Here is a 13,028-nt window from a genome sequence, read left to right as displayed (position 1 = left end):
TCGGTCGTTTTTTATGAAATATCCGGGCTAAGAAGGGGGACCCATGAGAGATCCGATATATGAACCGATTCGCATCAACGGGCTGGAGCTGAAGAACCGCATCTGCCTTCCGGCCATGCACCTGGGCATGTGCGAGGATTTTCTGGTGAGCGATCGCCTGGTGGCATTTTATGCGGAACGGGCCAAGGGAGGGGCCGGTCTCATTGTGGTGGGAAACGCCACCGTGGACGAGCGATCCGGCAACTCCCTGTACATAGGTGCCCATTCGGATGCCCATCTTCCTGGCCTCACCCGGCTGGCCGCAGCCATCAACGGCAACGGGGCCTGCTCCGCCGTGCAGCTTAATCACGCCGGGCGGTACAGCCACTCCCTGCTCATGGGGGGCAAAAGCCCGGTGGCCCCGTCGGCCATTGCCTCCCGCATGACCGGCGAGGTGCCCGAAGCCCTGACCCCGGAGGGGATCCGTGCGGTGATTAACGCCTTTGCCGACGCAGCGGCCCGCGTGAAACAGGCGGGGTTCAATGCGGTGGAGGTCCTGGCCGGAACCGGGTACCTCATCAGCGAGTTCCTCTCGCCCCTGACCAACACCCGGGACGATGCTTACGGGGGTTCCCCGGAGAACCGCATGCGCCTGGGCCTGGAGATTGTTGCGGCCATCCGCGGGCGGGTGGGGACCAGTTTCCTGTGATGGTACGCCTGGACAACAACGACTTCATGGAAGGGGGCACCCCCCGGGAGGAGCTGGAGTCCTTTGCCGTGAAGCTGGTGGCGGCGGGGGCCGACGCCCTGTGCGTCAAGGGGGGCTGGCACGAGGCCAGGGTGCCCCAGCTTACCCCCAATGTGCCCCGGGGCATGTACGGCTACCTTGCCCGCAACGTGAAAGAGAAGGTGGGGGTGCCCGTCATCGCCAGCCACCGCATCAACGACCCGGCCGTTGCCCGGGAACTCATCGACGAGGGATGCTGCGACATGGTGGCCATGGGCCGGAGCCTCATTGCCGACCCGGACCTTCCAGAAAAGGCCCGCACCGGCCGGGAAGATGAGATCCTCCACTGCATTGCCTGCGCCCAGGGCTGCTTTGACAACCTGTTCAAGCTCAAGCACGTGGAGTGCCTCTGCAACCCCCGGGCAGGTCACGAGTGGGAAACCCCTCCCCTGAAGGCGGCCGATCCCCGGCACGTCATGGTGATCGGCGGGGGCGCCGCCGGGATGAGCGCAGCCCTTTCGGCACATGCAAAGGGCCACGTGGTGACCCTCTATGAAAAGGGGGCGCGCCTGGGCGGGCAGCTGCACCTGGCTGCGGCACCTCCGGGAAGGCGCGAGTTTCTGACCCTGGCCGAGGACCTGGCCAATCAGCTGGCGGCCACGGACATCCGCCTGATGCTGAATACCGCGGTGGACGAGGCCCTCATCGATGCGGAAAAACCGGACCATGTCATCCTGGCCACCGGGGCAGAGCCGTTGACACCGCCCATCCCCGGGGTGGGCAGTCCCCAGGTGGTGCAGGCCTGGGATGTCCTGGCCGGAAGGGCCCGTACCGGGAAACAGGTGGTGATTGTGGGCGGGGGGGCCGTGGGGGTGGAGACGGCCCTTTTCCTGGCGGAGAAGGGGACGCTTTCGGCCGAGGCCCTGAAGTGCCTGCTGGTTAACGGCGGGGAGTCTCTGGAGACCTTGAGGGACCTGGCCTCCCGAGGCTCCAAGAAGGTGGTGCTCATCGAGATGGAAGGCAGCGTGGGACGGGACATCGGAAAAAGCACGCGGTGGGGGATGCTCCAGGAGATGAGACGAAGCCGTGTTGCCGTCCGTACCGGCACCCGGGCCCTTGCCATCACCGATGAGGGGGTTCGTGTTCAGTGCGGGGAAGAGATTCGCGTCCTGGCTGCAGACACCGTGGTCCTGGCCTCGGGGGCCGTTCCGGTAAACCCCTTTGAATGGGTGGTGAAAGCAAAGGGAATCCCCTGTGACGTCGTGGGGGATGCCGGGGGCATCGCACTGGCCTTTGATGCCGTGCATCAGGGGTTTGCCGCCGGGCGGGCCGTGGACTGATGGGCCTGGGAAGGGGCACGGGGGCAGGCTGCGCGGTTATCTGCGGGCTGCTGCCGAGCTAATGGGCCCGACCCCAATTTCTTTGGTGTCGTGTCGGAGCCCATTGAATATCATCGTGGCGGCCGTTTGGTGTCGGTCCGGGGCGGGTGTCCCGGGCCGAGTGCTTGTGTGTGCAAAAGGGTCCCGCCCCTGAGACGGGCGGGCCAAGGCGCTTTAGGCGACCCTGTTGTATTTTCCCGAGCGGAAGAGTTCCAGCAGATGGATGTAATATTCCCTGGGGACACGGTGGTTGCGGAGCCGTTCGCAGAAAAGGTCCTCCATCTCCGATTTGGTGACCCGCAGGTCGTCGTCGGTATAGAGATCCAGGAGGGCTTCAAGCTCCTCTTTTTCCGGTACGCCGCGCATCAGGGTGTAAGGCGAAATGCCCAGGGCTTCCGCGATTTCAGCGATGCGATTGATGGAGACACCCACGTGGCCGTTTTCCAGCTTGGCCACATACGAGCGAGAGGTGCCGATCACCTCAGAAAAGTCCTTCTGGTCATGGCCTTCCAGTTTTCGCCAGAATTGCATGGCTTTGCCGATGGACTTTACAACCTGCTTACCTTTGCCTGAGTCATGTTCCATGGTGTTTTATCCCCCTTGGTGAGTAAAAAATCAAGAACGTCCGCCATAATTTTCCACTCGTATGAAAATCTGGGTAAAAAACGGATATAAAAAAATATTTTTCCCATTTCAATAGTGAAATTATTGTTTTTTCTTTGACCCGTGGTCAGCAATCGACCCTGCCTGCATATACTTACTGTCATCGTGCCCATTTAGGACGAGTTGCCGGAGGGGGATCGGAACGATGTTTTTTTTACCACCCGGGCAGTTTTCGAGTAAAAAAGGTCGGGCAGGGAGCATTTTGTGAGTGATGGTACCTCAGGGCTGTTGCTGGGTGCTTGAAAGGCGTGTTTTTATTCCCTCTCTGTGCCCTTTAGGGGGGCGTGGCGGGCTGTGGTTTGTCTCCAATCTATACCGGAATGGTGGGTAAGAGCCGGAAAGTTCCGGGAAAAAAGGTCTGAAAGGTAGACATTTCCCGTGCTGTTGCGGGGAGGGTCAGGGGCGCGGGGACCGGGAGGCGACCAGGAAGAGCAGGGCCGCGGCACCCAGGGAGATGCCGGCGCTCATGAGAAAGAGGCCGGCCCCGTATCGGTCGTAGAGCCAGCCGTTGACCAGAAAGCCTGCCATGAGCCCCAGACCGTAGGAGACGGCGTTGTTGGCCACCTGGGCCACGGTGCGGTTGCCGGGGGTGGAGAGGCGGTCCGTGTAGAGGATACAGGCAATGTGAAACAGGGCGTAGGTTGCGGCATGGAGGAGCTGGGACAGGAGAATGGCCGCCGGAGAGGTGAAGGCAAAGAGCACCACCCACCGGAGGGCCGCCAGGAGACAGGCAATCCAGAGGGCTCGGTGGATGGGAAGGTGATTGAAAATCCGGGACGAACCCGTCATGACGGCCAGCTCTGCAAGGGTGGCCAGGGCCCAGGCCAGGCCGATGAATCCCGGGCCGTACCCCGTCTGTTCCAGGTGAATGGAGAAGAATCCGTAATAGGTGCCGTGGCCGGCCAGCATGAGGAAGTTGGCCAGGAGGAACCCCAGGGTCCTGCGGTTGAAGAGGCTCCTTATCTCCGAGGCACCGGCGGGCCTCAGGGGGGAGAGGTCCCTGGGCACGGCTGGGGTGCAGAGGGCCAGCATCAGGGAGGCCAGGAGGATCAGGGGCGGCACAAGGCGGGTGGAGCCGATCTCCATGACCTTGCCCATGACCATGACCACCCCGATAAAGCTCAAAGACCCCCAGGCCCGGATGCGTCCGTAGGCGTTGGGGTCTGCGCCGGGGCGGTTCAGGGCCTCCATGGTGAAGGCTTCCAGAAAGGGGATGACCGGACCGAAGAAGAGGGCATAGACCACGGTGACGCCCAGCATGGGCAGAAAGGTGTCGGTGAAGAGGTAGCCCCCGAAGGCAAGGGCGCTGAGAAAGCTGGTGAGGATGAAAACGGGCCGCCTCAGGGCAAGGCGGTCGGCCAGGGCTCCCCAGAGGATGGAGAAGAGGACCATGACCACGGTGCGGGTGGAGTTGATGGCCCCGATTTCAAAGCCGGACAGGCCGATGTTGTGGCAGAAGAGGTTGAAGAAGGGCAGGAAGATGCCCATCATGCCGAAGTAGAGGAAATAGTGGGCCGACAGAACGACCGAAGGGGGGCGGGCTCCCGATGGGATTGTGCTTATGTTGCGAGGGGTTGGGCCCATCTTTCCTTTACATCAATCCTGGGAACGTGGTATTTATTGATAACCCGGCGATTTAATCCAACCCAAAGGTTTTGTTTTGGTTCCATGAGCACCGCAGGGCGAAGTGCGTCCTGTCGTCTCCTCAATGGTTGCCGGATTGATTGCAAGCGGTACCCGTGGCGAGCTGGCTTGAAACCCTGGGGCTGAAGCCCTTTCAGGCGGTCGCTTTCTACGCTGCCGTGTCCCGGCGTTTCCGCCGGCAACTCCCTTAAAACCGGATCACGCGTTTTTTATCTTCATTCTCTTCTTCCTTGTCGAGCGTTATAGCACACCCACCTGACAATGCACACCACACGCCATGTAAAATCCTCCCCCGTAACGGTTTGATTTCCCGGGGTGGGTCACACAACCCGCAGGGTGCTTTTCCCCTGTTCTTGATTTTGGAGGCGACCATGTCCACGGTTCCAGCGGGACCCTGGCACCTGAAGAGATCCCGGAAGAGCTCTCGATTCTCCCCGTCTATGATGTGTCCCTTTTTCCCAAGATGGTGCTGCCGCTTCAGGCCACGGAAGGGGCTGCTTCGGATCTGGTGGAAGACGCCATGCAGGGAAGCCGGATCATCGGGCTGCTCTTGTCCAAGAAAAAGAGCCCCGAAGGCCGCCACATCCCCTCGGAACTCCACCAGGTGGGAACGGTGGCCATGATCCTTAAGATGGCCAAAGAGGACGACGGCAAGATCCAGATGATGGTCCAGGGAATGGGGCGGTTCGGGACCCGTGACTACGTTCAGGAGCGGCCCTTTCTCCGCGCCGGTGTGGAGTTGATCCACGACATGCGCATGGACGAGAAAGAGGCCGGAGCCATGGCGGCCAACCTGCTGACCCAGTACCAGAAGGTGGTTAAGCTCACCCCGGCCCTGCCCCAGGAGCTGGGGGAGATGGCCCGTTCCATTCCCGACCCCGGCACCTTGGCGGACATGATCACCTCCACCATCAACGTCGGGCTTGAGGAGAAGCAGGCGGTGCTGGAGCTTTCCCGGGTCCGGGATCGCTTGAAAAAAGTGACGGAGCTGGTGAACTACCAGCTGGAGATCCTGGAGATCGGTACCCGAATCCAGACCCAGGTCAAGGAGGACATGAGCAACAAGCAGAAGGAGTTCTACCTGCGCCAGCAGATCAAGGCCATGCAGGAGGAGCTGGGGGAAGAGGGGGAAAACGCGGCCGAGGTGTCCGAATACCGGGCCCGCATCGATGCGGCCAACATGCCCGAGGAGGCGAAAAAGGAGGCGGAGCGAGAGCTCTCTCGCCTGGCGCGTATGCACCCCTCATCGTCGGAGTACACCGTGGCCATCACTTACCTGGAGTGGGCCACCTCCGCCCCGCGGTGGCAGGCAAGGACAACTCGTGGACAACCTGGACATCGTGCGGGCGAAAAAGGTGCTGGACGACTACACTATTTCGGGCTCAGCAAGCCCAAGAAGCGCATCATAGAGTATCTGGCCGTCCGTAAGCTCACCCAGGCCTCCAAGGGGCCTATTCTCTGCCTTGCCGGGCCTCCGGGCACGGGAAAGACCTCCCTGGGGCGCTCCGTGGCCCGGGCCATGGGCCGGGAGTTCATCCGCATCGCCGTGGGCGGGGTCCGGGACGAGGCCGAGATCCGGGGGCACCGGCGGACTTACGTGGGGGCGCTGCCCGGGCGGATCATCCAGGGGCTCCGGCGCGTGGGGTCCCGCAACCCCGTGGTGGTTCTGGATGAGGTGGACAAGATCGGCAACAGCTTCCAGGGAGACCCCTCATCGGCCCTTCTGGAGGTGCTGGATCCCGAACAGAATCACACCTTCACCGATCACTACCTCGACGTACCCTTTGACCTCTCCCACGTGATGTTCATCACCACGGCCAACGTGCTCCATACCATTCCCCCTGCCCTTCTTGACCGCATGGAGGTTCTGGAGCTGCCCGGCTATACCGACGACGAGAAGGTGAAGATCGCCAACCGCTACCTGATCCCCAAGCAGCGGCGGGCCCACGGCCTCTCCGCCGGGAACTTTTCCATGACCAAAGGGGCCGTGAAAAAGATCATCTCCGGGTACACCCGGGAGGCTGGCCTTCGGAACCTGGAGCGGGAAGTGGCCGGGGTGTGCCGGGGGGCTGCCACCCTCATCGCCCAGGAGGAGGCCGAGAAGGTGGCCGTCAACGTGGTCACCGTGCCCAAGTTTCTGGGTCCGGAAAAGTTCAGCCACGACGTCAACGATCGCATCAGCGTGCCCGGCGTGGTCATGGGCCTGGCCTGGACCCCTGCAGGCGGCGAGATCCTCTACATTGAGGTGACGGCCATGAAGGGAAACAAGGGCCTCAACCTCACCGGCCAGATGGGTAGCGTCATGAAAGAGTCGGTGAGCACCGCCCTCTCCTTTGTGCGGAGCAACAGCAGGGGCCTGGGCATCGACGACGAGATCTTCAAGGGCATCGACCTGCATGTCCATGTGCCCGCAGGGGCCATTCCCAAGGACGGCCCCTCGGCCGGGGTGGCTATGATGACGGCCCTGGTCTCCCTTCTCATCAACCGGGTGGTGAGAAAGAACCTGGCCATGACCGGGGAGATCACCCTAAGGGGCAAGGTGCTGCCCGTGGGCGGGGTCAAGGAGAAGGTGCTGGCCGCCCATCGCGTGGGGGTCAAGACCGTGATCCTGCCGCGCCAGAACGAAAAGGACCTGGCCGAGCTGCCCAAAAAGGTGGTGAAGGCCCTGACCATCCACCTGGTCTCCGACATGGTGGAGGTGCTGGAACTCTCCATCGACCGCCGCACCGCAGGGGAGCGGCGGGCCGCCCAGAAACGGGTCTCCCAGGACCGGCGCTATGCCGAAGGAGACCGCCGCCGACCGGCCATGGCAACGCCCATGCGCGGGAAAAAGAGCTGAAGCCCAGGGGCGGGCATGCACCTTCGCCTTCGTTAACCGACCCGCCGGAGTCAGCCTGGCTATAGCGGATACTCAACGGGTTACGAGAGCGAGTCCTGGCCCTTAAAGGCTTGTGGGACAGCTCGGACAAACCATCAGCTTATGAATCGGGCGAAGCCCGAGCCGAAGGCGCTTGCGTATTTTCCTGAGGAACGAAGGAAAATGCGCAAGCGCAATGAGCTTTCGAGGTGGCTCCACCTCGCCGCCGGAGGCTCTTTTTTGTTTTTTTTGACTCCTCATTGACCATAGAAGGCAATCTGAATAGTAACAGAACGTCACCAATTGCCATGATTTCCGCACTCTGGTACATAAGTGTGGATGAAAATCGTCTACACCGCGGGCGGCTGTTGCGCTCAATCCCCGGCCCGCCGCCTCATCCTATCCTTTATGTCCATGATCGCCATCGGCGCGTTGCTGCTGATGCTCCCCGCCTCGTCCCGCACGGGGTCCCTCTCCTTTGTGGATGCCCTTTTTACCGCCACCTCAGCCGGGTGTGTCACCGGCCTTTCGGTGCTGGATGTGGCCTCAACCCTGACCCTCTTCGGCCAGGGGGTGCTCCTTGCCCTGATCCAGCTGGGTGGCCTGGGCATCATGACCATCTCCACCCTGTTGATCCTGGGCGCCCGGGGACGGGTGGGCTTTGCCGGAAACCTCATTATTCAGGACAGCTTCACCACAGCGGAAAAAAGAGCCCTGCCGATATCCTGCGGGCCGTGATCCGGGTGACCGTCATCATTGAGCTTCTGGCGCTCTTTCTATCCGGTTTTACCCGGTCTCCCCCACCGCAGCCCGTGCCTTGTGGCTCTCGGTGTTCCACAGCGTCAGCGCCTTTTGCAACGCCGGGTTTGCCCTCTATCCGGACAGCCTCACCCGGTTTCGGGGAGATCTCCTTGTCAACGGCACCATTTCCTTTCTGATCATCGCAGGGGGCCTGGGCTTTCTGGCCGTTTCAGAGCTCCAGGGGCGTCTGCGCCCCGGGCGCTGGCGCTGGGAGCGGCTCAGCCTCCATACCCGCCTGGTGGTCACGGCCTCGGCCATCCTCCTCCTTGCAGGAACCCTGGTCACCCTGCTCCTGGAGTGGCGCAACACCCTGGCCCCGTTGCCCATGCATGAAAAATTCCTGGCCGCCTTTTTTCAGTCCGTGACCCTTCGTACCGCAGGCTTCAACACCCTTGATTTCGGATCCATGGCCAACGGCACCCTCTTTTTGTCGCTGATCTTCATGTTCATCGGCGCTTCGCCGGGCTCCTGCGGCGGCGGGGTCAAGACCACCACCGCAGCCACCCTCTTTCTCATGGGCCGGAGCCGCCTCAAAGGGGCGGCCCACGTCTCTGCCTTTTCCCGGACCATTCCCGCCAAAAGTGTGGAGAAAGCCACCCACCTCATGATGATGTCCGTTGCCGTGGTGATCCTCGGTACCCTGGTGCTCCTCTCCAGCGAGATGGGGAGCCTTGCCCACACCCAGAGCCGCGGCCGCTTTCTTGAACTCCTCTTTGAGAGCGTCAGCGCCTTCGGCACCGTGGGGCTCTCCATGGGCGTCACCCCCACCCTCTCCACCCCGGGCCGCCTCTGCGTCACCCTCCTTATGTTTGTCGGCCGCCTCGGCCCCATGGCCATTGCCGTGGCCGTCAGCCGCGACATCGCTCCCCCCCACCGCTGGGCCGAAGAAGACATCATGATCGGGTAAGGGGAAGTCATGAAGGAAATCGATGGTCGAAGTGGCCGGAAAAATCATGCCTCCGGCGGCGAGGTGGAGCCACCTCGAAAGCGGATTGCGCGTGCGCATTTTCCTTCGTTCCTCAGAAAAATGTGCACGCGCCTTCGGCTCGGGCTTCGCCCGATACATAAGTTGGTGGTTTATGCAAATTATCCCACAAGCCTTGGAGGGCCAGGATGCGTTACCGTAATCCGTCGATGATCAGCTTTAGCAGGCCAGCCTCCGGCCGATAGGGAGGCATCCCCTGGACCCCAGGGGCGGGACGCCGGGTGTCCCCTCTTGATGCATTTGGCTCGTGTAAAGCAATACGCAAAATCCATCAGCGTTTATGGTGGGCATAGCTCGCAGGGAACGCTTCTGGGCTTTTTTTGAAAAATAAAAAGGGCTTAACGATGATTTACATGGTTGGGTTTTAACTATGAACACCCCACTCCACTGACTACGGGCGAAGCCCGTCAGCAAATGTGACGTCCCTGAGGAACGAAGGGACGGAGCATTTGCGAACCTGGGTGCAGGGGATGTATCCCCTGCCCGCCGGAGGCATGCTTTTTTAGCTTTTCCCCTGCACCATCTGGACGGCCATGCGGTGGGTGGGGAGGTCCCAGGCCATGGAAGCGGCGGTTTCCAGGCAGTGTTGTTCCAGGGCCATGGCGATGAGGGGGTGGTCTTCGGCGCAGGAGCCGGGGAAGTCGGCGAGGATGGAGAGCTCCAGGAAGGAGGGGAGGGTGCGTCGGTATTGCACGGAAAGGTCCTCCGGGATCCAGCGGGTTTCGGCGAAGCGTGTGGTGAGGCTTTTTTCAAGGGTAGAAGGGATGGTGGTGGCGGCTTCGGTTCGGTGGCGCGGATCCAGTCGGAATCGGGCCTCCAGGCGGAACCCCTGGGAGAGGTTGGTGGGGGCCAGGGACAGGAGCTCCGCCGGGGTGATCCGGCGTATGGCTCCGCCCAAAAGGCGCAGGCTCACCACATCGGGGCTCTGCACCGTCACCTTGGCGTGGGTGGTGTCGGAGAGGAGCACCCAGTCTCCGCTCAGGGTGGGGAACCAGGGCTCGTCCGGGTGCCAGGGGCGGGAGCGCAGGTCAAAGAGGTCTTTCAGGGGCAGGCGCAGTCGGCCGCCCTGGAGGGCCTGGTTTTCCAGTTCCGAGTAGAGGTTGATGCTGGTGACTTTGTACGGGACCCCCTGGTAGATGAGGCGCTCTCCCTCGCGCACCGCCCCTAAGTTAAGGAGCATGCGGACCTGGCCCCAGACCTTGGGAATGGCCTCCTTGGAGGTCCAGACCAGTCCGAACACAAGGATCAGCAGGATGGAGAGCAGGACCCAGTCGCTCACCAGGTAGAGGGAGCCCATGGTGAAGAGGAGGGCAACGGTGACAGTGACGATCATGTAGCTTAAGTCGAAGATACGGGCGTAGACGGTCTGGGCCTTGCCGTAGAGGCGGCTGTGCTTTTCGATGACGGACCTGAACTTGCCCATGGCAAAGAGGGTGCCGAAGAGGACGGCCAGGGCCATGAGGAGGTTGCGGCCCCGGCTTTTGAAGAAGAGGCGGGTGACGTCCTGGAATGATCCCGACAGGGTTCGTTTGGTGGCCTCCTTCTCCTCCAGCTTCAGCTCTGCCAGGCCCTTTAAGGAGATCAGCTCCTGTTCGCGGTGTCGCCACTTGGAGGCCAGGGTGTCCAGCTCCAGGGCCAGGGCCGGGGAGAGGTCGGGTTTGGCCTGCAGGTCGGTGATATTCTTCATGGCTGTGGCAATGCGGGAGAGCTCCTCGTCATAGCCCTCCAGGGTGCTGCGTAGCCCCTGGATTTCCCGGGGACGGGACGTCATGTGCTTGATTTCCATGATCAGAGGGGCTAAAAGCTCTTTGAGTTCCGTGTTCCACTCAAAGGAACTGGCCCCGCCTGCCTGGGCCGTGGCTGATTTTTCCACGCCGGTGGCCAGCTGTTCAAATCCCTCTTCCAGGGCGGTGAGTCGGGTGCTGAGACGGGTGATACGTGTTCGGTAGCGCTCCTCCTTGCCCAGGGCCTCCGGGCTGGAAAGGGCGCTTTGGGCCTCTGCCACCTCCCGTTTGACCTGGTCCATGGTGGTGAGGAGCCGCGTGAGCTGATCGACTTTTCGGTCGGGGCTCTCTGCGGGTGCCGACACCGGAACGTCGGCCCGCACAGGGGGGGCTGAAAAGAGGCAGAACCCTGCCAGGAGAAGGGCAAGGGCTGATACGACGAGACGTGGAACGGCGCGTGTCATGGGGACTCCCTGGGAAAGAGGATGAAAGAAGAATCAGGGGCGGACTGGGGACGCCCGGGCATCCATGTACCCGAAACCATGTATGCCATTGTACCCCTCAAAGTCAAGAAACGCTATTCCTGAGATACCTCATTGAAATCGTGAAAAAAACACGGGTTGACAATTGGGGCTTCCGCTGTTTTTTTCTTTACAATTGCTTTACAATAATAAAATATATTTTGGATTGTAAAAAGTTAGATTGTCAGACTGCAGCCGCCCCGGGCGGGCAAAGGCTGCGTTTACAGTTCCGACGGCAAGGCAAGGCCAGGAAGGATCGCAGTATCGGCTTTTTACATGTTTTTCAACCGCGACAAAGGGGCCCTGTCGGTCCCTAATATACAAGGAGAAAAAGAGAGACCATGTCTGACTTTGATCGCGCACTCAAAATCGGTCGTCCCCCCACAGTAGAAAAACTTTTTCCCAACTCCAAGGCTCTGCTCGTGAGTGGTCGGTACATCGACCGCGCCATGCGAAAGAAGGGCGGGGCCATGACCATTGCGGCCAACGGGCGCAGCCACCTTGTGATTCGCGGCGTTCTGGCCGCGGCCCAGCGTGCCGATGCCGCCATCATCATCGAGATTGCCAAGTCCGAAGGCGGGGCCAACGCCTATTGCCCCACCAGCCTCTGGAACATGGCACGCCAGGTGGATGCGGTGATGAACGAGCTGGGGGTCACCGTGCCCGTGGCCATCCACACCGACCACTACGCCATCAAGACCCAGGCCGACCTCGAGGCGGGCAAGGTGGAGATCCCCTCCATCTTTGACGCCGGGGTCACCTCCATCGCCATCGACGCGTCCCATCAGCCCGATGACGAGAACCTGTTGGCCAACATCGCCATCAACCCCTACATCCCCGAGTGGGCCGGTCTGGAGACCGAGGTGGGTGAGATCAAAGGCACCGAGGGACTCTCCTCACCGGAGGAGGCCCTGTTCCTCATCCAGGGGCTCAACGCCCATGACATCCATGCGGACTGGATCGCCCTGAACAACGGCACCACCCACGGCATTGAGGCCAGCGGCTCCGGCATCAACGTGGAGCTGACCGAAGAGATCCACAAGGCCCTGGAGCCCTACAAGGTCTCCGGTGCCCAGCACGGCACCAGCGGCAACGACTCCGACCGCCTGCGCGCCATCGCCGAAAAGACCGCCACCACCAAGGCCAACGTGGCCACGGCCCTTCAGCTCCTCTCCTGGGGCATGGAGGTCAACGAGTTCGGCAACGCGGTGATGGATGAAAACGGGGACCTCATCAAGATCAAGGGCGAAGGCCTTGGCGAAGAGCTCTGGGCGGAGATGAAGGCCTATGCCGATGAAAAGGGCATCAAGGGCAGCAACTTCAAGAAGCTGAACCTCCCCTTTGAGAACAAGATCCTCGGCCAGGCCCGTGAGATCCGTGAGCGCATGACCAAGCGTGTGGAAGAGTTCACCTACACCCTGCTCACCGAGGTTTTCAACGCCGGCGGTACCGGTTCCCTGTGTGTCCAGGACATCCTGGAGACAGGTTCTTACAACCCCGGCCCCAAGGCCGAGGTGGTGGAGGACAAGGCAGAGTGGACCGAAGAGAAGATCCGCGCCAAGGCCGCACTGATCTGCTCGGACAAAGGACCCGAAGGTGACTTTGACGAGTAGCAGGCGGCAACGGATCCCATGATCCGAACCCTGGGGACGCGTTGGTCTGCGGTTTGTTCCGCGGCCTTCGGTTTTGTCCCTTCAGTCTGCTGAAAGCGTTTCAGGCGGCCCGATGTGTGATCGGGCCGCCTTTTT

General features: G+C 61.4%; 8 protein-coding genes and 1 pseudogene. 6 read left to right on the top strand and 3 right to left on the bottom strand.

The genetic code is table 11. The features are described from left to right. Nucleotides 1–43 precede the first annotated feature (43 nt). A pseudogene (locus ACOYW1_RS26590) lies at nt 44–984 on the top strand (NADH:flavin oxidoreductase); the annotation flags it as partial. Continuing rightward, nucleotides 970–2,046, top strand: coding sequence for an FAD-dependent oxidoreductase (locus ACOYW1_RS26585; protein ID WP_482423831.1), 1,077 nt, complete (start codon nt 970–972; stop codon nt 2,044–2,046). The pseudogene ACOYW1_RS26590 and the gene ACOYW1_RS26585, both read left to right, overlap by 15 nt. 213 nt (nt 2,047–2,259) lie before the next feature. Here ACOYW1_RS26585 and ACOYW1_RS26580 read toward each other — a convergent pair whose 3' ends face one another. Together ACOYW1_RS26580 and ACOYW1_RS26575 are read right to left on the bottom strand one after the other, a co-directional pair. Next, nucleotides 2,260–2,670, bottom strand: coding sequence for a helix-turn-helix domain-containing protein (locus ACOYW1_RS26580; RefSeq protein WP_180137950.1), 411 nt, complete (start codon nt 2,668–2,670; stop codon nt 2,260–2,262). Between the two features lie 474 nt (nt 2,671–3,144). Then, nucleotides 3,145–4,332, bottom strand: a complete 1,188-nt coding sequence (locus tag ACOYW1_RS26575) for an MFS transporter (RefSeq protein ID WP_482420366.1) — start codon at nt 4,330–4,332, stop codon at nt 3,145–3,147. A gap of 454 nt (nt 4,333–4,786) precedes the next feature. Here ACOYW1_RS26575 and lon point away from each other — a divergent pair, with 454 nt between their 5' ends. From lon to ACOYW1_RS26560, 3 genes are all read left to right on the top strand, one after another. After that, nucleotides 4,787–7,231 (top strand): endopeptidase La, encoded by a 2,445-nt coding sequence (gene lon, locus ACOYW1_RS26570; RefSeq protein WP_482423830.1) that lies wholly within the window; start codon nt 4,787–4,789, stop codon nt 7,229–7,231. 357 nt (nt 7,232–7,588) lie between these two features. Next, on the top strand, nt 7,589–7,987 hold the full coding sequence (locus ACOYW1_RS26565; protein ID WP_482420365.1) for a potassium transporter TrkG: 399 nt from the start codon (nt 7,589–7,591) through the stop codon (nt 7,985–7,987). 79 nt (nt 7,988–8,066) lie between these two features. Further along, nucleotides 8,067–8,957, top strand: coding sequence for a TrkH family potassium uptake protein (locus ACOYW1_RS26560; protein WP_482420364.1), 891 nt, complete (start codon nt 8,067–8,069; stop codon nt 8,955–8,957). A gap of 580 nt (nt 8,958–9,537) precedes the next feature. On the opposite strand, the gene ACOYW1_RS26555 is transcribed toward ACOYW1_RS26560, so the two are convergent. Continuing rightward, entirely contained in the window at nt 9,538–11,223 is a 1,686-nt protein-coding gene (locus tag ACOYW1_RS26555) for a hypothetical protein (RefSeq protein WP_482420363.1), read from the bottom strand. Nucleotides 11,224–11,621: 398 nt separating this feature from the next. Between ACOYW1_RS26555 and ACOYW1_RS26550 the strand changes: the two genes are divergently transcribed. Then, nucleotides 11,622–12,893, top strand: coding sequence for a class II fructose-bisphosphate aldolase (locus tag ACOYW1_RS26550; RefSeq protein ID WP_482420362.1), 1,272 nt, complete (start codon nt 11,622–11,624; stop codon nt 12,891–12,893). Nucleotides 12,894–13,028: the final 135 nt, after the last annotated feature.

It is taken from the genome of Desulfoluna sp. CYM3A (genome assembly GCF_056829965.1).
Note: the sequence above shows the minus strand (reverse complement) of the source record. Positions and strands in the feature narration are given on the sequence as shown.

Bases quoted from the DNA above. Each gene is read 5' to 3' on its own strand.
- ACOYW1_RS26585 (WP_482423831.1), top strand. From the start codon at position 970: ATGGTGGCCATGGGCCGGAGCCTCATTGCCGACCCGGACCTTCCAGAA.
- ACOYW1_RS26580 (WP_180137950.1), bottom strand. From the start codon at position 2,670: ATGGAACATGACTCAGGCAAAGGTAAGCAGGTTGTAAAGTCCATCGGC.
- ACOYW1_RS26575 (WP_482420366.1), bottom strand. From the start codon at position 4,332: ATGGGCCCAACCCCTCGCAACATAAGCACAATCCCATCGGGAGCCCGC.
- ACOYW1_RS26565 (WP_482420365.1), top strand. From the start codon at position 7,589: ATGAAAATCGTCTACACCGCGGGCGGCTGTTGCGCTCAATCCCCGGCC.
- ACOYW1_RS26555 (WP_482420363.1), bottom strand. From the start codon at position 11,223: ATGACACGCGCCGTTCCACGTCTCGTCGTATCAGCCCTTGCCCTTCTC.
- ACOYW1_RS26550 (WP_482420362.1), top strand. From the start codon at position 11,622: ATGTCTGACTTTGATCGCGCACTCAAAATCGGTCGTCCCCCCACAGTA.